Raw genomic sequence first — 19,674 nt, 5'->3', positions numbered from 1 at the left:
TCTTCACAGCATTTTTATTGTTAATCTAAAGGGGATGTAATTAGTATTTATAAGAAATATTGACATTTATTTTTCAGACCACTAAGCTTAATTGGAAATAGAGCAGGGAGGAGGATTGCCGGTGGAATTTGTGACATTACATTGTCCTAATTGTAATGGGAAAATTGAATTTAAAGAGGGGCAATCATTCAAATGTCCGTATTGTGATACTGAAATAATGTTAAAAGAAAATAAAGTCTACTATGTAGATCAAACGATTAATAACTATTATGGGACAACTGCTCCTCATACTACGATACGACCAAAAACGAATTTAAAAGCACTTCTTCTTATACCGATTGTCTTTCTATGTATATTTTTTGCTTATTTACTTTTAACCAATAATCAAAAAGAAGAAGGAAATTATGGAGTAACATCTGTACGAACAATACCTGAAAGTGAGGTTCTACTACACTTTTTAAAGGATGTTTTTGAAAAGGGGGAAGTAATGCCAAGTAAAGAGGAAATCGCAAGTATTCGTTATTTGGCTGCCTATTTTTCGGAGGAACAATGGCATTTTGATTACAGTCTGGACGATCCGTTTACAAATAAGGAAGCAGAAATTGTGACCTATACTATTCAGGATAAGTTATTAAATACGCAAAAAATTGAACAAAAGGATTTCGAAGCATTTACTGGATTGACTGTATTGAAGCTGATGAATGATTATGAAATATCGCAAAGTGAAAAAGTAAGCTTTCGACATTTGAAAAACTTGAAAAGCTATACAGGAAGCTTTAATGAATCTTTTAGTAAAATTGCGGAATACTTTAGCGATAAATCAATGGTTTCAGAACTCTCTATCCAAATTCGAAATAATAATGAACTTGCCTTATTGTTAGAGTTTCCTAATCTTCAATCCCTAGAAATATCGTATATGACGGAGGAGGTCACAGATTTCCAGCTTCTAAATAAATTGCCGCTAAAATCTCTGTCATTAAAATTCACCAATGATTTAAATTGGCTGTCTAGTTTAACGAATTTAGAATCATTAACAATCGATATTAGTGAGGCGACAGATTTTAGCTCTTTTTATTCACTGAATCAATTACAGAAATTGAAGCTTACATCGGTAAGAAATTTAAAAACACTTGATTTTATACAAAACATGCCTAATCTACAATCACTTGATCTTGAATATATGAACATCGCCAATTTAGAAAAATTAAGAAATAAATCATCTTTAACAAAGCTACGTTTATCTTCTCCGGGTCAATTGGAATTACTTGATATTGTGAACAGTCTAACATCACTAACGGAGTTAACGGTAACTGATTATTATGGCGATACATCACCGATTGTAGCCCCCCATTTAAAGAAGGCTGAAATTACAGGTTCTTTTATACCAAAGCTAGAGGCACCTAGTTTAAAAGATTTGACTGTCTATATAAGTGGAAAGGATTCGACATTAAATGGTGCAGAATTACTTAAATACCCAATGCTAGAACAACTGACGGCGAAAGAGTATGGGGTTTTTACAGAGATTAGCTCTTTAAATGGCTTACCCAATTTGCAAACACTACATTTAGACGAGACATTTTTTGATGAAGAAACGAGTGAACTATTCAATCTAAAACATGTAAAAACATTAAATTGTTCAAAATGTAATTTTCAATTTAATAGTGAACATCCATTAACGAACAACGTGCTGTTGCATTTAACTTTAAATGATGTATCGATGCGAGTAGGTAATGGTGATTGGGTACATGAGGATGATAAGGTGATGCCTTTCTTTGCTGGTTTTTCAGCTCTACGTTCATTTACTTTACAGGATAGTTCATTACAATCGTTGAATTTTATGGAGAGTTGGCAACAAATTGAGGTTCTTCATTTAGAAAACAACGCTATTTCAAACATAGAGCCTTTAGTGAATCTACCCAATTTGAAAAAGCTTTATATTTTAGGAAACCCGGTACAAAATCAATCCGCTCTAGATAAAGGAATTGTGATTTATTAAAGACATGTGCGTGCAATTTAAAATATTTTATAGTTTATTTCATGAAAGCTCGTAGTGGTACACATGTGAGAAGCAATAGAATAGTTTTTATGGGAGGACCGGAAGATGAAGAAGTCAGAAATGATGGATCAGTATTTAGATACTTATAAAGGAAAGGCTAGTAGTACCGATATTTGGCATGTTGTAGATTTAATTTATAAGATTAATTTAGATGAAACTCCTATTGTAAATAAAGAGATGGTAGGAACCTCTGCATTCTCAGGAAGAGAGGTAATAGACTCCTTTCTACAACAATATGCGGGAGATATAACAGGGGCAAGGGTTCGGAGTATTCTAAATGAAATGTTTGGTGTTAATTTAGATGCCATATCCTCATTAGAAGGAGCAAGAATATCTTTATATTCAAAGGGTCAATGGATTGTTCAGCATGAAAAAGATTTATTTGTCGTACATACGGGAGCTGGAGATATAGATGTGAAAGTCTATTCTACAAATTATTTTTTTGAACAAACTGGACTTAAGGAGTTACCAACTAATTTAACACATGAACTAGCAAGTATCGGATATTATTTCGATGATACAATGGATAGCTACTATTTCTCCAATCCCACGGGTGAAGCAGTTTCAGATGCTTTTAAAGGAAAAACAATGGGAGCAATACTCGGAGTCATTCAACAGTCATTCTCGCATTTATAAATCAAAAAGGTCATATAGAGGATGTATTCATCCAACTATATGACTTTTCTTCATTAGTGATAACGTTTATTTTCCAAAAGAGGATAAAAATTTAACTCGATCGCCCATGGGAGGTGTATTATTGTCAGTTAAAACTACTTCCAATACAGCTGGACCATTTAAATTCATTAGGTGATGAAGCATATCATGATGAAGGTCTTGTAGCTCAGTTACTTGGAAGCTTGGTATATCCATCGCTGAAGCCATAGCACTAATATTAATGGGATGCTGCTCAAAGGATGGGTGAGTGCGCTTAAACTGTAAAGCATGTCCATGGTATACCATCCCTAAACGAGCATTATTCATGACAATAAATAATATGGGTAGATTATATTCTTTTGCTGTTAAAATCTCCATCCCATGCATGAAAAAGCAACCATCTCCTGTAATACATGCAACAGGACGTTCAGGTTCGGCTAACTTTGAACCAATGGCAGATCCAATCCCACTTCCCATTGCTCCAAAATGGACATTAATATTAAACGTATCATAATCTACTACTTTCATATGATGAATGACATAGGACATAAATTCACCAATATCAATAGCGTACCTTGTGGAGGAAGGTAAATATTTTTGAATAGTTAACAATACATTTTTCGTGTTATATTCCCCTGTGACTTCTTTATAAATCTCTTTATTTTCTTTAACCTTAAATGGAGTTTTTGCTAGACCGTTAGCTCGTAGTTCTTCAATAAGCAATAGTAAACTCACATTGATATCACCTAGCACAGGTAAGTCAATCTCATATTTTCGGTTGAACACGGATTGATCAAAGTCCATCTGTATCGAAAAACGATTTTTAGTAAGATTTAAGTTGTAGTTATTCGTGGCTGTTTCACCTAAACTTGAACCGACAATTAATAATACTTGCCCATCGCCATCAGCTATTAATTCTGAGGCAGCCTCGTGACCCGCAAAGCCGAAAACACCAACTAGGAGAGGATGATCCTCTGGAATATACCCTTTTGCCTGTGGTGTTGTTATAATTGGCCAATTTAGAATTTCGGCTAACTCTAGTAATTGTTCAACAGAGTTTTTTACGCCTTGCCCTACCAAAATATAGCCACTTCTTCTTGCTAATAGCTCTTCAGCTACATTTTTAATGGTATCTATTTCAGGAACAATGGCTGTTCTTTTTGGTGGAGCTGGTATTTCTACATGTGAAATTGTTTCATGTTGAATATCTATTGGTATAGCAATATGTACAGGACCTGGCACGCCAGATAGGGCAATTTCTGTGGCTCTTACTATTTCTTTGAGTAAATCCTTCGATTCTTTAACCGTTACGCTATATTTAGTAACTGGACGAAAGATTGGTTCAGCATCTAACTCTTGAGAGGCATTTAAACCGTTCGTGTTAACAGGAACAGCACCGGTTAAAAATAAAACCGGTAAATGCTCCCGCATAGCATTTGCGGCACCTGTTACTAGATTTGTTCCTCCAGGGCCACTACAACCAATACAAACACTCAAATGATTGGAGTATTTTGCATAAGCTGCAGCCATATAGGATGCTGCTCCTTCATGTTTTGTGACAATAGGTGTTAATTCACTCATATCATTGAGTTCATCAAAAAATGCATTGACTGAGCCTGCTGGAATACCAAAAATATACTGCACACCACTATTTTTTAAATACTCTAAGACTGTGCGAGCTGCTTTCATCATCATTTCCCCTTTGCATAATAATGTAATAGGCTAACAGAAATATTTTTTCATAATTTCTCCAGCTTTCATAGGCTTACTGAAAAAATATCCTTGCATTAAATGACAATTTTGTACCAATAAATAGTCCGCTTGTTCTTTTGTTTCGACTCCTTCAGCAATAACCTCCAGTTTCAAATTTTGAGCTAGGGTAATGATTGTATTTGTAATAGCTGCTGCATCATCCGTTAACATTTCTTGTACAAAGGATTTATCAATTTTTAATGTGGAAATTGGTAAATTTTTTAAATATCCTAAAGATGAATAACCTGTACCGAAATCATCAATAGCTAAATTAACCCCAAGTCCCTTCAATTGTTTCATCGTTTTTAAGGTTACCTCTGTATTTTTTACAATTAGATTTTCTGTGAGCTCTAGCTGTAAATATTCAGGAGACAGATCGGCTTCATGTAAAACATTTTCAATAATAGAAAATAAATTATTCTGTTCGAACTGATGGACAGATAAATTCACAGACATACTGATTAAAGGAAATCCTTGATTATGCCATTCTTTTAATTGCTTGCATGCTTCCTTAAGAACCCATTCACCTATCGGGACGATTAATCCTGTTTCTTCAGCAAGTGGAATAAACTTATCGGGGGTAATCATGCCATGTTCTCGATGATTCCACCTTAATAAAGCTTCTACACCCTTAATTTTATTTGTTTTATAATTTATTTGAGGCTGATAGAAGATCATCAATTCATCACGCTCTAAAGCCTTATATAAATCATTCTCAAGTTTGATACTCTCAAAAGTCCTTGTATCCATTCCTTCACTAAAGAAATGGTAGCTAGTACCTGGCGTTTCTTTTGATTTGTACATAGCTGTGTCTGCATTTTTGATTAACGTGTCTGTAGTATCGCCGTTTTCAGGAAATAAACTTATACCAATACTTGTTTTAATATATATTTCATTGTCAATCAAATTAAATGGTTGAGAGAAAGAAGCATTGATACAATTTATAACTTTTAAAATGTCATTCTCACACTTAATATTAGGTAAATAGATTGTAAACTCATCCCCACCTTGCCTTGATACAGTTGCATCTTCTGGGACGCAGGCACTTAAACGTTTGGCAACACTTTGAAGCAATAAATCCCCATAACTATGACCTAACGAATCATTTACTAACTTGAAACGATCTAAATCCAAGTAGAGCACAGCTAATTTTTCACCATTTACTTTTGCATACTTCAGTCCCTGCGTTAGTCTGTCTAATAAAAGAACCCTATTGGGCAAATCCGTTAAACTATCGAAATAGGCATGGTATTTAATTTTTTCTTCTAATTGCTTTCTTTGCGTTATATCTTTAAATGTAATCACTTCGCCTACGACCTTATCGCCTTCTTTTATAAAAGAAGTGACGTATTCGACGGGGAAGTAGGTATGATCTTTTCTAAAAAACACTTCGTAGCTGTTAAAATTTGTATTTAAAAAGGGTGAAACAGGAATGTTGACCTCTGCCTCACAACCACTCATAATAATTTCAACTGATTTTCCAATCAAATCTCTATCTGTTTCATACCCCAGCATGAGCGCACCGGCTGGATTGCAAAACGTAATGTTTCGGTCAAGATCTAATCCGAAAATGCCCTCACCTGCCGAGTTGAGAATTAACTCTTTTTCACGGCTAAGTTGCTGTAACTCAGCGACAACACGTTCAAGCTCTTTATTTTTGTCTCTTACTTCCGATGTTCTCTCCTCGATTATAATCTCTTGTTTTTCCATATATAACTGATTAGATAATGCAGACGCAGTAGTATCAACAATGGACTGAGCTAATTGTAATTGAGTCTCTGAATAGAAAAATGGTTTATTTTCAAGATTAACAATGGAAATTTGTCCTAAAATTTCACCCATTGAAATCAAAGGAAACATCACTAAACCATTTATGCCGAAATTACGACAAACCTCATGATTTGGCCTGTCATCTTCAAATACATTTGGAATAAGAATGGCTTTTTTCGTTTCAAAAACCTCCTGCATGACAGAATCATTGCTCTCATCAATTTGTATTTTGTTATGTGTTTTAAGCCAATTCTCTTCGGTCCAATCGCTATCCTTACTCAACTTAGCCGGTTTAATACTTTTTTCTGCTAAAGGATCTAATAAGTGAACACCTATATTTTTATTATCTAAAACCTTTTCTAAGTAGAAAAAGCATTTATCAAGGCTCTCCTGTAGTGAAGAGCACATGGATAAATCACGTGTAACATCGAGCAGTAACTGCTTTTCATTTATAAGATGCTCTTTATAAGTTAAGTTGTTTGCGTTTTGAATCGCAACCGCAGCCATATTTACATAGGCTTCAACCGTTTGAATTTCTTCCTCAGTTAAATTCATTGGAATTCCATAATCAAATAAAAAAACAAGGCCAAATAACTCTTGTTCAAAGGAAATAGGAAGTGCTAATAAAGATTTAATATGAAATCCTTCAACGGCTCTAGGGTCAGGGCGATTATCTCTTGAAGTATCAGGAATATAGATTGTTTTCTTTGTTTCAATCACTTCCTTTGCCAGCAAATCTATTTCGGTTTCAATGACATGCATATTTAATGTCCAGCCGTTAATCACCTCTGGTTTTCCTACATATCCTCTGAATGTTCCATCTTCTTGTGGCAAATAAATTCCCACTGAATCACAGTTGACGATTTCTTCAGATATTGCGATTGTTACCTGCTCCAATACTTCACGTAAATCCAACTTCATGTTTATCATTTTCGTTATATTGGCCAGTCGAGAATATCTCGTTTGTTCTATAGACATGTAAATGAACCCCCAATTTTTTGTCATTGTCCTGTAGAAAAAATGTTAAATTTTTGCTTTATTCGTATCGAATGTCTTATTATTGTATTTTACAGTAGTAATAAACAGGTAGGTAAAAAAATGTATAAATTAGTTAAAATTCCTTAAGAGTATGTTGCGATTTTAGCCATTACTCTTTTTATGTAGGACTAGAATCCTTTGATTAAAATTAAACACATTCTACAGTGACGATAATGATCTATTAGGTTTTTACTAGGAATGAAAAGTAAATGTTCCATCCAAAAAAATGCAAACAGCTTGTACATGTAAATTGTGAATTGTCAGGGGAAAATAAAGGGCCAGTTTCTAAAACGGTCGTCATAACTTAATGAAGAATAGTAACATATTATTATTACTATTTGTTTTCATCTATCAGAATGAATCCTCCTCAGAGTATTTTTCCAAACATGGGAATTAATACAACATTAGAGTGCTTCCTAATTTTATTCTACAGACCATTAAAAATTCCTCTATACAAATGAGCATTCATCTCTTTGTTGATTTAATATTCTGATTATTAGAATGCTATATTATTCAAAACGTATTTTAATTAACGGGTGTGAGTTTGTAACAAGAGATCGTCCTGACATGATGTGTGATTGATTGTGGTTAACCATGGGATAGTTTTATAATGAATTGATGGTAAATAAGAGGAGTTGAAAAGATGTATACACGTAATAAAGGTATTTATGTAGTGTTATCATTACTAGCAATTATGTTTGTATTGACGGGCTGTGGTACAGCAAAGGACAGTAAGAAAACAGAAACGGTGGATTACGCATCAAAGGTGAAAGAAAATCCGATTGTCACTATTACGATGAGCAATGATGAAAAAATTGTTATTGAATTAGAGCCTACAGTAGCACCAAATACTGTAGCTAACTTTATTTCATTAGTGGAAGAAGGATTTTATGATGGTCTTATATTCCATCGCGTTATTCCTGATTTTATGATTCAAGGTGGAGACCCTTCAGGTAATGGTACAGGTGGACCTGACTATTCAATTGATGGCGAGTTTTCCTCAAATGGTTGGGACAATAGCCTGAAACACGAACGTGGTGTTATTTCAATGGCTCGCTCGCAAGATCCAAACTCTGCAGGATCACAATTTTTTATTATGGTAAAAGAGACAACAGATCTAGATGGTAAATATGCTGCTTTTGGGAAAGTAATTGAAGGAATGGAAACTGTGGATGCCATTGTTGCTGCTGAGCGAGATGCTACAGATAAACCATTAGAAGATCAGCAAATGAAAAAAGTAGAAGTAGATACGAAGGGCTTTAATTACCCAGCACCTAAAGTAAATAAGTAATTCCTTTCATAAAAGTTAAAAAGGCTAAATCAATTAGGATTAAAGAGTATGTCGATTAACTCGCACATACTCTTTTTTATCTTTCAACTACCTTTGGCATTGAAATAATCCATAAAAAATCGCTTTCTATAAGTATTTGAATATCCTGACCAAGGTTAATGAGTTGCTCGGCTTTACGTTGTTTAGTACTGATGCCACGACGTTTGTCTCCAAGGATAATAAAATCGGTTTGCTGTGTAACGGTGCCTTGTAAAAATCCACCACAAGCCTTTACGTGTTTAGCTGCTTCTGAACGAGTCATCTTGGAAAGAGCACCTGTAAACACAATTTGCTTATGATAAAAGGGGTGGGAAGGGCTTTCGATTGGATCTGAAAAGATGATATCTAGGCTATCCTTATTAGTCATATTGCCCTCCTGACTTCTTAAATTTTTGGGTGGTAGCTGTGATAAATACATCCACAAAAGAGCTCATGGGAATTTTTGTTATACCTTCTACTAGTTTAGTAATCGTTGCTACAAATGATATCCATCATCTTCATTATCGAGTTTTTTGAAATTGACCCTGTTTTAGGATCTCCTTATATTCACCCGGAAATGGATATCATTCATGGCATATTTACTTTTTCCAGCATGTTGGTTAGTACTTTTATTAGTACTGACCCATTGGAAGGAAACAGCTAGGTCCTATCGACCACCATTAATTGCGTTAATGTGTGGGCAGTTGATTCCCATTATAACAGCATTTGTTTATTTTCTGGACTTCCCCCTTTTGGTCTATTTATTCCTCATGCTTATTTAGAGGAATGCCGGTTGCTAAGGATGCTATATTTCATAGTATCAATGATGGCGTTATCGTATTAGATGAAAGCTATAGATTAATACAATTTGATCCAGCCTGTAATAAGATAATCCCACCATTAACAAGATTTATGTTCGGTATGCGCTTTGCGAAGGTAAAAACTTGAGGTAACAGGGCAGCGATTCCCGTTACATGGGAGAGCGTGGTGAAGAGGTAGGAGTTTGTGCTGGTTCTTACTAAAAAATGTTAGAAAAACAGGCTCGCTGTGTGTTTTTTCAACAATGTAATCAAGCGTATGGTGAGGCGAAAGGGACGTCATCCCCATTTACAGTGGTGCTAGTGGATATGAATCATCAAAGTATGGAGCTACAACCGCTTAAGACTACGATTAGCTTTGGGGTTGCTGAAGGTACAAATGGGGAAGAGACATTATATCAACTCTTAAACAAAGCAAATAAAGCACAGTACTCAGCAAAACAAGCAGAACGTAATCGAGTACATGTGTATAGAGATAATGAAAAAGCTAAAATATACAATCATGATACGATGATGTATATTTTAGCTTTTTATTTACCAATCTGTGTGGAACACACCTGCTAAATCAGTTCGCTCATATGTATGAGCACCAAAATAATCGCGCTGTGCCTGTAACAGGTTAGCATTAGATGAACGAGTCCGATAACTATCATAATATGTGAGCGAGGCACTTAAGCATGGGAATGCATTCCCTGCCTGTATACCCTCACATACAATTTTTCTCAATCCACTTTGATAGTCCTTTGTTTTTTCTGCAAAGTAAGGAGCTATTAATAGGTTGGCGAGTGTAGGTTGTTTGTGATAAGCATCGCTTATCACATTTAAAAACTCTGCACGTATAATGCACCCACTACGGAAAATGAGCGCAATATCCTTTAATGGTAAGTTCCAATTATAGAGCTCGGAGGTCATTTTATATTGTGTAAACCCTTGTGCATAGGCACAGATTTTCCCCATATAGAGGGCTTGTCTGACATATTCTACCCACACATCTTTATCTAGATTTGGCTGTGTACTGCTTGGACCTGCTAATACTGCTTCTGCATGAACTCGTTCTTCTTTTAATGATGAAATATAGCGAGCGAATAAAGCCTCTGTAATTATCGATGTTGGAATACCATTATCGATGGATTGCATACTCGTCCATTTGCCAGTTCCTTTTTGACCAGCTTTATCAAGAATCATATCGATTAGAGGTAAGCCTGTGACATCATCTTTTTTTCGTAAAATTTCAGCTGTAATTTCAATTAAATAGCTTTTTAATTCCCCTTGATTCCATGTTTCAAAGATTTCAGCAATTTCCTCAACAGATAATCCTACATTTTTTCTTAAAAAAGTATAGGCCTCTGCAATAAGCTGCATATCAGCGTACTCGATTCCATTGTGGACCATTTTGACAAAATGACCTGCACCTTTAGGCCCCATATACGTACAGCATGAATTGCCTTTAAATTGCGCTGCAATCTTCGTAAGAATAGGAGCCACCTTTTCGTAGACCTCTCGATTGCCACCAGGCATGATAGAAGGACCTGTCAATGCTCCAACCTCACCACCTGAAATGCCAATGCCTAAATAGCCAATACCTCGAGCCATCAGTTCATCATGTCTACGCTCTGTATCTTGATAGTGAGAGTTACCACCGTCCATAATGATATCGCCTGTTTCAAGGAAAGGCACTAAGGAAGCAATGACTGAATCAATGGCTTTACCAGCAGTCACCATTAAAAAGATCTTTCTTGGTTTTTCTAAAGAAAGCACAAAATCTTCTATTTCATAGTAAGGAGTAAGCGCTTGTCCTTCGACCTTTTGTAAAAGTTTGTCTGTTAGATCACGTGTATAGTTATAAACTGCTACTTGCTCGCCCTTATTAGCCATGTTTAAGGCGATATTACTGCCCATAACACCTAAACCAATAACGCCTATTGTATTTAACATTTATGCTCGCTCCTTCTTTTCCATTTTTTAAACAAATAAACTTAGTAATAAAATAAATCCTAGACCAGCTACAGATACAATTGTTTCTAGCAACGTCCATGTGGCAAACGTTTCTTTCATACTTAACCCGAAGTATTCCTTAAACATCCAAAATCCAGCATCATTAACATGGGAAGCAATTAAGCTTCCCGCACCTGTCGCAAGAACCACCAATGCAAGGTTCACATCATGTTGGCCTAACATAGGGATTACTAGCCCAGCTGTTGTTAAAGCGGCAACCGTAGCTGACCCCAATGAAATGCGTAAAATAGCAGCAATAATCCATGCTAATAGTATGGGTGATAAGGTAGTTCCATGGAATAGTTCAGCTACATAATCACCAACGCCACCATCGATTAATACTTGTTTGAAGGCACCACCACCGCCAATAATCAGCAGCATCATGCCAATATGCGAGATTGCTGTTGTACATGATTCCATTACTTGCTTAATTGGAATTTTTCTTGCTATACCCATCGTATAAACAGCTACTAATAAGGAAATTAACATGGCAGTACCAGCCTCTCCAATGAAGCGGATTCCTGCTAATAAGCTGTTATCTTCGAAGCCTATTGTTTTTTGTAGCAGCGTAATTATAGTAGCGATGGACATTAAAATAACGGGTAACAATGCAGTGAAGACACTTATACCAAAGCTAGGAGTATCCTCCAGCTCAAAAGTCTTTTGCTCTCCTAAAGAGGCAATATTCCCAGTTTTATTGAATGATTCAGGCACTAATTTTTTAGCTACCTTTGTAAATAATGGCCCAGCTAAAATAACAGTTGGAACGGCGATAATAAAACCATAAAGTAATACTTCCCCGATGTTTGCCCCATATTCACCTGCAATCACCGTAGGACCTGGATGTGGGGGCAAAAATCCATGTGTGACCGATAAAGCAGCTGTCATCGGAATACCTAGATACAAGATAGAAACCTTCAATTGTCTCGAAATCGCGAAAACAATAGGTATTAATAGGACTAGCCCTACCTCAAAGAAAAGAGCAACTCCGATAATAAAGGATGCCGCAACAACCGCCCACTGAATATTTTTTTCTCCAAATTTGTTCACAAGGGTCATAGCAATGCGCTGTGCGCCCCCTGAATCAGCTATTAACTTACCTAGCATTGCGCCAAGTCCAAATATTAATGCCAAGTGACCTAGTGTACCGCCTAATCCGGTTTCAATCGTTTTCACAATACTATCTACAGGTATTCCAAGAACTAAGGCGACACCAAATGAAACAATGATTAAAGAGATAAACGTATTTAATTTAAAGATCATTATTAAAATTAACAGCGCAATAATACCAATACCTACAATAACTAAAGGCATATATTTTCCTCCTTTTTAGTCAGGCTTTATTAAGCTCCTTTGGTATTGAGAAATAGACGCATAATCGTCTGCTAATACCCTTGATAAACGTATGAAAATAGGAAGTAGCTGTCTATATTCTTTTGCTGCCTCTTCTAAAGGTGTATGTTTATAAGTGTCACCAATCATATCAGCTACCACTTCAAAGGAATCAATTTTGCCAATTGCATATAAGCCTAAAATACATGCACCAAGGCAGGAACTTTCATAGCTTTCAGGTACTACTACCTCTGATTCAAAAATATCAGCCATCATTTGTCGCCAAATCTCTGATCGTGAAAAACCACCTGTTGCTTGAATGCGTGTAACGGGGCTTTCCATACATTCAAGTAATGCTAAGTACACGGTATATAAATTGTAGATAACCCCTTCAAGAGCAGCACGTATCATATGCTCCTTTTTATGTGACATGGTTAAACCAAAAAATGAACCACGTACATCTGGATTCCATAGAGGAGCGCGCTCACCTGATAAGTAGGGATGGAACAGTAGTCCATCAGCACCGGGTCTTACACGTTCAGCAATTTTCGTTAACACGTCGTACGGATCAATGCCTAATCTTTTAGCCGTTTCAATCTCAGAAGAGGCAAACTCATCACGAATCCAACGAAGAACCATGCCACCGTTGTTTACGGGGCCCCCAATAACCCAATGGTTTTCTGTTAAGGCATAACAAAAAATTCTTCCTTTGACATCCGTTTTGGGTTTACTAATAATCGTACGAATGGCACCACTTGTCCCAATTGTAACGGCAATTTCGCCTTCTCTAATGGCGTTAACTCCTAAATTTGAAAGTACACCATCACTTGCACCAATTACAAAAGGTGTTTGTGGCTCAATGCCAATGTGCTCAGCTAAAATTGGATTACAGTTAGTGAAATATTTAGTTGTTGGTACGAGCGTTGATAATTGTGCACTTGTAATTCCAGCTACTGATAAAGCTTCTTCATCCCAATCTAAAGTGTGAAGATTCATCATTCCCATAGAGGAGGCTAATGAATAATCTACGACATATTCGTTGAAGAACTTTTTAAAAATATATTCTTTAATGCCAATATATTTTTTTGTTTTACTAGCTAGTTCAGGGTGTTCCTTTACAAGCCATGTAATTTTACTTAGTGGGGACATTGGATGGATAGGGGTCCCCGTTCTTTTATAAATTTCATGTCCATTCCATTCATTCTTAATTTTATGTGCCCACGCCTCACTACGATTATCCGCCCAAGTAATGACAGGAGTTAACGGTTGGTCATTTTCGTCTATAGCGATTACACTATGCATGGCACTACTAAAGGATACAAATAATAATGGTTTGCCCGAATGGACCTTCATAATATTTGACATTGCTTGTAGTACAGCCTGATAAATCTCTTCTGGATTTTGCTCCGCTGTAGAAATATCAGGTGTATATAGTGGATACCCGATATTTTCTTGTTGAATTACTTCACCTTGCTCGCTGAATAATACAGCTTTTGTGCTAGTAGTCCCTATATCCACACCTAACATATAGTTAGTCATCGTGTGACTCAACCCCTTTTGATAGCATTTGCTGTGACCTCCATAGGTCTTCCACAGTCCCTTGAACATCGTCAAAATTGTCATGTAAAGACTTAATCATGAGCTTTCGATCTTTAGCTCGGATAGCATCTATATATAGCTCATGATTTTTCACAATACGAGTGAAATCATCGTATTTTTCAATAAAGCGCATGCGCATGGATAATAGTATTAACCCTTCCATTACTGGTTTCAAATTATTCCAGATCATCGCGATATAGGAATGTCCAATGGAGCGAATAATAGCTTCATGGAACATAACATCTTGATAAGAAAATTCATCTGCATCATTATATTTGATGGCAACCTTCATCATTTCTAATGTTTTGCTAAGTTCCAGTGTTAGGTTAGTTGTATCCATCTTGATAAGACGTTCAAACACAAATGTCTCAATCAGCAAACGAACATCATATATTTCTTCTATTTCCTTCTCCGACAAACCAATGACAACAGCGCCCATTTTCTCAAGTCTGATGATGTTTTCAGATGCCAATGTCCTTAAGGCTTCACGAATGGGTGAACGACTTACTTCAAAATCGGCTGCTAATTTGTTTTCTGAAAGAATGGTACCGCTTTCAATTAATCCTGAAATAATACGCATTCTAAGCTCATAAGCTACACGGTCGCCAGTTGATGCCTTAGAAAGCCATTTTTGAGGATATAAATAATCCTTAGATTCGCTCATACTATCACCTTTTTTATCATAAGTATACTTGTATACAAGTATTATAATCAGAAAGAAAATAAGATTGCAAGCAACATAAAAGGAATAACAATGAGACATCGAGGAAAGAGCTTCTACAATAATACTTTGTATTTATGGCACATGCTTTCTTTTAACATGGACAAACTTTACAGTGAGAAGTTCTTAAAACACATATATGTTTTAAAGCTTTTCAAATAATTAGTGGAGGATGGTTATGTCAAATATGAATACAAATCGTAAAAATGCAAAAGTAAAAGAAACGAGAAGTGCAAGCATAACAAACCAACCTCGACAAATGCTCCAGGAAGAGTTTGGTTCGGAATTTGAACTTGATACATCTTCAGCTCAGGTTAATAATTTTGCTGAAACTAAAGGGAAAACAGGTATCAAACAACCAGTCAGTGAGCGTACTGCATGGCACTAGTTTATATTTGACAACTATTCAACACAATGAGAAGAACTAGGGTAGGTTCCTTAGTTCTTCACTTATAGCCTGGGAAATATTGTGTTTTTTAATATACTTTCCATACATATTTTCTAAACATTTCATAATACTACAGTTGAGCAATGAAAACTTTTTTAGGAAGGGAAGAGAATAGATTGGCAAAACACTCAGACACAAGTTGGAAACAAGATCATCCAAGTACATTATTTAGTAACTCGGTGCAAAAGGCAGATCGTATGTTAAAGCATGCAAAATCACATCCTGAGGAAATGGCTATCGAGCATGCATTTGACCAAATCAAACATGCAGAAAATGCGCGTCTTAATGCAGAGCAATATGGTGAACATTTGGATATAGTGCAGCAAAATAAAGATTATCTAGAGCAGATCAAGCAGCAGCTACATGAAATGAAAGAAAATATGTCGGGTCAGTAACAACCAAAAACGGCTTAAGTCCAAGTGAATGGACTTAGGCCGTCAAACTTTTTCTTAACACCAAACGACAATCTCGTATGGAGTAGTTTGGGCAGGTATACTTCTAGTAGTAGGACCATAAATAACAATTAGGTTTCGATTAGCAGGACTTTTTGTAAACGGTTGCCCATTTTTAAGTGATATAACGCTTGAAGGAGTAAGGTTTAATTGTAATTGCCCATCGCTGCTCACCAATTGTTGATTAAAAAAATCTACCTTTACATGTTGAAGGTTACTTTCTTTTACTACAATTAATGCACGATATTGCGGTGGATAAATCATAGGTACAGGTGCATCCCCATCATAATATCCAGTGATCCATTCACCTGCTGTAACAACTTCTTGATTCACAAAATAAGTAGAAGGAGAAATGACAAAGTTGACGACTCCGCCTACACCATCTTCGACACTCATCATTTTATAACAACCATCTCTGTCCCCATTTTGCCCCACTGGAAAATCACTAATTTGTGTGATGATACCACGAAACGATTTAAAATTTACCATAGCCATTCTCTTCTAAAATCATTCTTGTTCCTTTATTTAATTTATGTAGCATTGTAGGTTGAGGTGACAGACTCATAAATAGGTATTACTATTTTGCATGATCCTCATCTATACTTAACATGTTTACTATAAAGTTAGAGGAGTGGAATCTATTGAAGTGGATTTCTAAAAATAAGAAGGCCTTTTTATTAGTAGTAGTGGTTGTCATTATCATTGCGGGTATATTCGATATCAAATATGAGGGATTATTCTATCAACTATTGCCACCATCTATGCAAAGTTTTTTATCTGATTTATTTTAATAGCTAAAGACCATATCAAAATCCTTCCAGAAGTTCACTCTCGAAGGATTTTTCGTTTTCCTTCTTTATTCTACCCACTATTTGAAGGAGGTCTAAGCAATTATTAAAAATCCTAGGTTATCTGTTTTTGTTAATGGAATACGACAAACAAATGCATAATAAAGATGGGAAGTGGATGTTCTTGAAAAATTGGAGAAAAGCACTAGAACTTTTTTTAAACGATTGGCAGAGCAGAGATGAAGTTGTAGGTGCGTTAGTTTGTGGGAGTTATGTTACAGGAAATCCTTCCGAACGGTCTGATATAGATGTGCATATTATTTTATCGAATGATGTGACATGGCGAGAAAGGGGTAATCAAATAATTGATGGCTTTCTGATCGAATACTTTGCTAATCCACCAGGTCAAATTCGGCGCTATTTCCAAGATGATTTTAAAAAACATAGGACAATGTCGATGGTACAATTTCAAACAGGGCAAATTTTATTTGATTATACTGGAATAATAAATGAATTGAAATTAGAGGCAGATGCATGGCTAGAGAAAAATTATGAAGCAATTGATAAAACAGTTCAAGAAATACAAAAATATGGATTATGGGATGCTTTGGATAATGTAAAAGATTGTTACGAGCAAGAGAAAGGAGACTTTATCTTTGTTTATCATAATGCATTAGCTTTTTTGTTTATGGAGTATAGTCAGTTTTTACAAATCGATACAATTCCTATTCATCAAATTCATTCCTATCTTGTAGATCCTATCTATCTGCAAAAGTATATGAAGTCAGCCTTTCCTGATGAGCGCTTTAAACAAATGTTTCTGCATGCCCTGAAAGAGAACAATGCTGAACAGATGTTGAAATCATTGGAGGCATTGGTTAGTTATGTGTTACAACAAATGGGTGGTTTTTGTATAGATGGCTGGCATGTAAAAAGCCCAATAGAAGGTTAATCTGCCTCATTCTGATATGAGACGCGTGTCAGTTTTTATGTTACTATATAAATATAATAATAAAATAGAATATATTTTTTATGAAAATGTCAACCATTTTTAGGCCCGTTATTCCATAAAACTTAAAATATCCTAGTTTTGTGTCTAATAAAAAGTGAGTTTTTTGCTTGAATTATGATGATAAAGGCTCGAAAAAAGCTGATAACTCTCATATAAATAGTTGATATTTTATTCTTGAACTAATTGTGATAAACTGCAATAAGGTAATAATTGATACAGAAATGGTGTGCTCCGAGGGTTGCTCCATGGCTTACAGTACTTCTAAAGCAGGAGTGCTTACATCCTTTCTGCAAATCTTAACATATAAGGAAGGTAAAAATGAGTAACAGACAAATAAAATCAGATGTTATCTTAATTGGTGCCGGAATCATGAGTGCAACTTTGGGAACAATCCTCAAAGAATTAGCACCAGATTGGAAAATTACAGTGTTTGAGAAGCTTGAGAAAGCAGGCGAAGAAAGTTCTCACGAATTGAACAATGCGGGAACTGGACATGCTGCACTATGTGAGCTGAACTACACTTCAGAGAAAAAAGACGGATCAATCGATATCAAAAAAGCGATTAATGTTAATGAACAGTTCCAGGTTTCAAGACAATTTTGGTCGTATCTTGTAAACAATAAGCTGATCAATAATCCACAAGACTTCATTATGCCTTTACCACATATGAGCTTAGTGCAAGGGAAAGAAAATGTTGAGTTTCTAAAAAAACGTCATGAGACAATGATTCAAAATCCTTTATTTGAAGGAATGGAATTTTCAAATGACCCTGAAACACTAAAAAAATGGATTCCACTTATTATGGAAAATCGTCCAGCTGGTGAAGACATTGCTGCAACAAAAATTGACACTGGTACAGATGTTAACTTTGGTGCTTTAACACGCATGTTAATTGACCACTTAAAAGCAAAAGACGTGGATGTTAACTACAATCATAGTGTTGAAAGTTTAAAACAAGCTAGTGATGGTTCATGGGAAGTACGAGTGCATGATTTAGACGGCTGTAAAATGGAATATCATTCAGCAAAATTTGTCTTCCTTGGAGCTGGTGGAGGTAGCCTAGAATTACTACAAAAATCAGGTATTCCTGAAGGGAAACATATTGGTGGATTCCCGATTAGTGGATTATTCTTAGCATGTAATAACCCAGAAGTGGCTGAACAGCACCATGCAAAAGTGTACGGAAAAGCAAAAGTGGGTGCCCCACCAATGTCAGTTCCGCATCTTGATACACGTTATATTGATAATAAGAAGTCGTTACTATTTGGACCTTTTGCAGGTTTCTCACCGAAATTCTTAAAAACAGGTTCAAATATGGATTTATTTGCCTCTGTAAAACCGCATAATATCACAACTTTATTAGCGGCAGGCGTTAAAGAAATGGGATTAACAAAATATCTAATCCAACAGCTTATGCTTTCAAAAGAGCAACGTATGGAAGAATTACGTGAATTCATTCCAAATGCGAAGAGTGATGATTGGGATATTATCGTAGCTGGTCAACGTGTACAAGTTATTAAAGATACAGAAGCAGGCGGTAAAGGAACGCTTCAATTTGGTACAGAGGTTGTAAGTGCAGCCGATGGATCAATTGCTGCTTTACTAGGAGCTTCACCAGGTGCTTCTACAGCTGTACATGTAATGCTAGAAGTTATTAATAAATGTTTCCCTCAACATATTAAAGAGTGGGAAGCAAAGATTAAAGAAATGATTCCTTCTTACGGATTATCATTAGCAGAAAACCCAGAGCTTCTAAAAGAAATTAATGCAACAACAGATGAAGCACTTCGTTTGAAGTAAAGATCAATTATATAGATGTTTAAAGAGCTCTTAATCCTTAGCGATTAGGAGCTTTTTTGTGGTCATCTTTTCCTGGGAAATTTTTGATAAATAGTTTCCCTTTTTAATATAAATCTTTTTCCACGCTCAT

Annotated in this window: 18 protein-coding genes; 10 read left to right on the top strand and 8 right to left on the bottom strand. The window is 35.8% G+C overall.

All coding sequences use genetic code 11. The annotated features are described in order from the left end of the window. Positions 1-121: 121 nt before the first annotated feature. Complete coding sequence (locus A2J09_RS18630; RefSeq protein ID WP_036162472.1) at positions 122-1,996, top strand: leucine-rich repeat domain-containing protein; 1,875 nt, start codon at positions 122-124, stop codon at positions 1,994-1,996. Positions 1,997-2,101: 105 nt separating this feature from the next. Next, positions 2,102-2,692, top strand: a complete 591-nt coding sequence (locus tag A2J09_RS18625) for a hypothetical protein (RefSeq protein WP_012296171.1) — start codon at positions 2,102-2,104, stop codon at positions 2,690-2,692. 66 nt (positions 2,693-2,758) lie between these two features. On the opposite strand, the gene A2J09_RS18620 is transcribed toward A2J09_RS18625, so the two are convergent. After that, a complete protein-coding gene (locus tag A2J09_RS18620) occupies positions 2,759-4,399 on the bottom strand; it encodes a thiamine pyrophosphate-binding protein (RefSeq protein ID WP_171821128.1) in 1,641 nt (546 codons plus the stop codon). Between the two features lie 33 nt (positions 4,400-4,432). Continuing rightward, complete coding sequence (locus tag A2J09_RS18615; RefSeq protein ID WP_031416784.1) at positions 4,433-7,210, bottom strand: bifunctional diguanylate cyclase/phosphodiesterase; 2,778 nt, start codon at positions 7,208-7,210, stop codon at positions 4,433-4,435. A gap of 703 nt (positions 7,211-7,913) precedes the next feature. Between A2J09_RS18615 and A2J09_RS18610 the strand changes: the two genes are divergently transcribed. Next, positions 7,914-8,561: a peptidylprolyl isomerase gene (locus A2J09_RS18610; protein WP_012296168.1), complete on the top strand. Its 648-nt coding sequence runs from the start codon at positions 7,914-7,916 to the stop codon at positions 8,559-8,561. A 76-nt stretch (positions 8,562-8,637) separates the two neighbouring features. Here A2J09_RS18610 and A2J09_RS18605 read toward each other — a convergent pair whose 3' ends face one another. Next, complete coding sequence (locus A2J09_RS18605) at positions 8,638-8,967, bottom strand: BRCT domain-containing protein (protein ID WP_031416783.1); 330 nt, start codon at positions 8,965-8,967, stop codon at positions 8,638-8,640. A gap of 398 nt (positions 8,968-9,365) precedes the next feature. On the opposite strand from A2J09_RS18605, the gene A2J09_RS24305 reads away from it, so the two are divergent. Further along, positions 9,366-9,527: a hypothetical protein gene (locus tag A2J09_RS24305; RefSeq protein WP_012296166.1), complete on the top strand. Its 162-nt coding sequence runs from the start codon at positions 9,366-9,368 to the stop codon at positions 9,525-9,527. Positions 9,528-9,628: 101 nt separating this feature from the next. Further along, complete coding sequence (locus A2J09_RS24300; RefSeq protein ID WP_230584506.1) at positions 9,629-9,961, top strand: nucleotidyl cyclase domain-containing protein; 333 nt, start codon at positions 9,629-9,631, stop codon at positions 9,959-9,961. On the opposite strand, the gene gnd is transcribed toward A2J09_RS24300, so the two are convergent. Genes gnd through A2J09_RS18580 form a run of 4 tightly spaced genes read right to left on the bottom strand, consistent with a single transcriptional unit; the run spans position 9,932 to position 14,987 of the window. Then, positions 9,932-11,332, bottom strand: coding sequence for a decarboxylating NADP(+)-dependent phosphogluconate dehydrogenase (gene gnd, locus A2J09_RS18595; protein WP_012296164.1), 1,401 nt, complete (start codon positions 11,330-11,332; stop codon positions 9,932-9,934). The genes A2J09_RS24300 and gnd overlap by 30 nt on opposite strands. A gap of 27 nt (positions 11,333-11,359) precedes the next feature. Continuing rightward, positions 11,360-12,706: a GntP family permease gene (locus A2J09_RS18590; RefSeq protein ID WP_012296163.1), complete on the bottom strand. Its 1,347-nt coding sequence runs from the start codon at positions 12,704-12,706 to the stop codon at positions 11,360-11,362. Positions 12,707-12,721: 15 nt separating this feature from the next. After that, positions 12,722-14,263 carry a gluconokinase gene (gene gntK, locus A2J09_RS18585; RefSeq protein ID WP_036162469.1) on the bottom strand — a complete coding sequence of 514 codons (1,542 nt, stop codon included), beginning with the start codon at positions 14,261-14,263 and terminating at the stop codon, positions 12,722-12,724. After that, complete coding sequence (locus A2J09_RS18580) at positions 14,256-14,987, bottom strand: GntR family transcriptional regulator (protein ID WP_012296161.1); 732 nt, start codon at positions 14,985-14,987, stop codon at positions 14,256-14,258. The genes gntK and A2J09_RS18580 overlap by 8 nt, the downstream gene beginning before the upstream one ends. 235 nt (positions 14,988-15,222) lie before the next feature. Here A2J09_RS18580 and A2J09_RS18575 point away from each other — a divergent pair, with 235 nt between their 5' ends. Continuing rightward, positions 15,223-15,432: a hypothetical protein gene (locus A2J09_RS18575; protein WP_036162467.1), complete on the top strand. Its 210-nt coding sequence runs from the start codon at positions 15,223-15,225 to the stop codon at positions 15,430-15,432. A gap of 176 nt (positions 15,433-15,608) precedes the next feature. Continuing rightward, a complete protein-coding gene (locus A2J09_RS18570) occupies positions 15,609-15,887 on the top strand; it encodes a hypothetical protein (RefSeq protein ID WP_036162464.1) in 279 nt (92 codons plus the stop codon). Positions 15,888-15,941: 54 nt separating this feature from the next. On the opposite strand, the gene A2J09_RS18565 is transcribed toward A2J09_RS18570, so the two are convergent. After that, the gene (locus A2J09_RS18565) at positions 15,942-16,433 is read right to left on the bottom strand and encodes a hypothetical protein (protein WP_031416779.1); all 492 of its coding nucleotides are present in this window, start codon (positions 16,431-16,433) and stop codon (positions 15,942-15,944) included. Between the two features lie 152 nt (positions 16,434-16,585). Between A2J09_RS18565 and A2J09_RS18560 the strand changes: the two genes are divergently transcribed. The 3 genes from A2J09_RS18560 (at position 16,586) to A2J09_RS18550 (ending at position 19,544) form a co-directional block, all read left to right on the top strand. Further along, on the top strand, positions 16,586-16,735 hold the full coding sequence (locus A2J09_RS18560; RefSeq protein ID WP_227256946.1) for a hypothetical protein: 150 nt from the start codon (positions 16,586-16,588) through the stop codon (positions 16,733-16,735). A 175-nt stretch (positions 16,736-16,910) separates the two neighbouring features. Further along, positions 16,911-17,684, top strand: coding sequence for a nucleotidyltransferase domain-containing protein (locus A2J09_RS18555; protein WP_031416778.1), 774 nt, complete (start codon positions 16,911-16,913; stop codon positions 17,682-17,684). Positions 17,685-18,062: 378 nt separating this feature from the next. Then, positions 18,063-19,544, top strand: coding sequence for a malate:quinone oxidoreductase (locus tag A2J09_RS18550; RefSeq protein ID WP_012296155.1), 1,482 nt, complete (start codon positions 18,063-18,065; stop codon positions 19,542-19,544). Positions 19,545-19,674 lie beyond the last annotated feature (130 nt).

It is taken from the genome of Lysinibacillus sphaericus, from assembly GCF_001629735.1.
GTDB classification, from domain to species: domain Bacteria; phylum Bacillota; class Bacilli; order Bacillales_A; family Planococcaceae; genus Lysinibacillus; species Lysinibacillus pinottii.
Note: the sequence above shows the minus strand (reverse complement) of the source record. Positions and strands in the feature narration are given on the sequence as shown.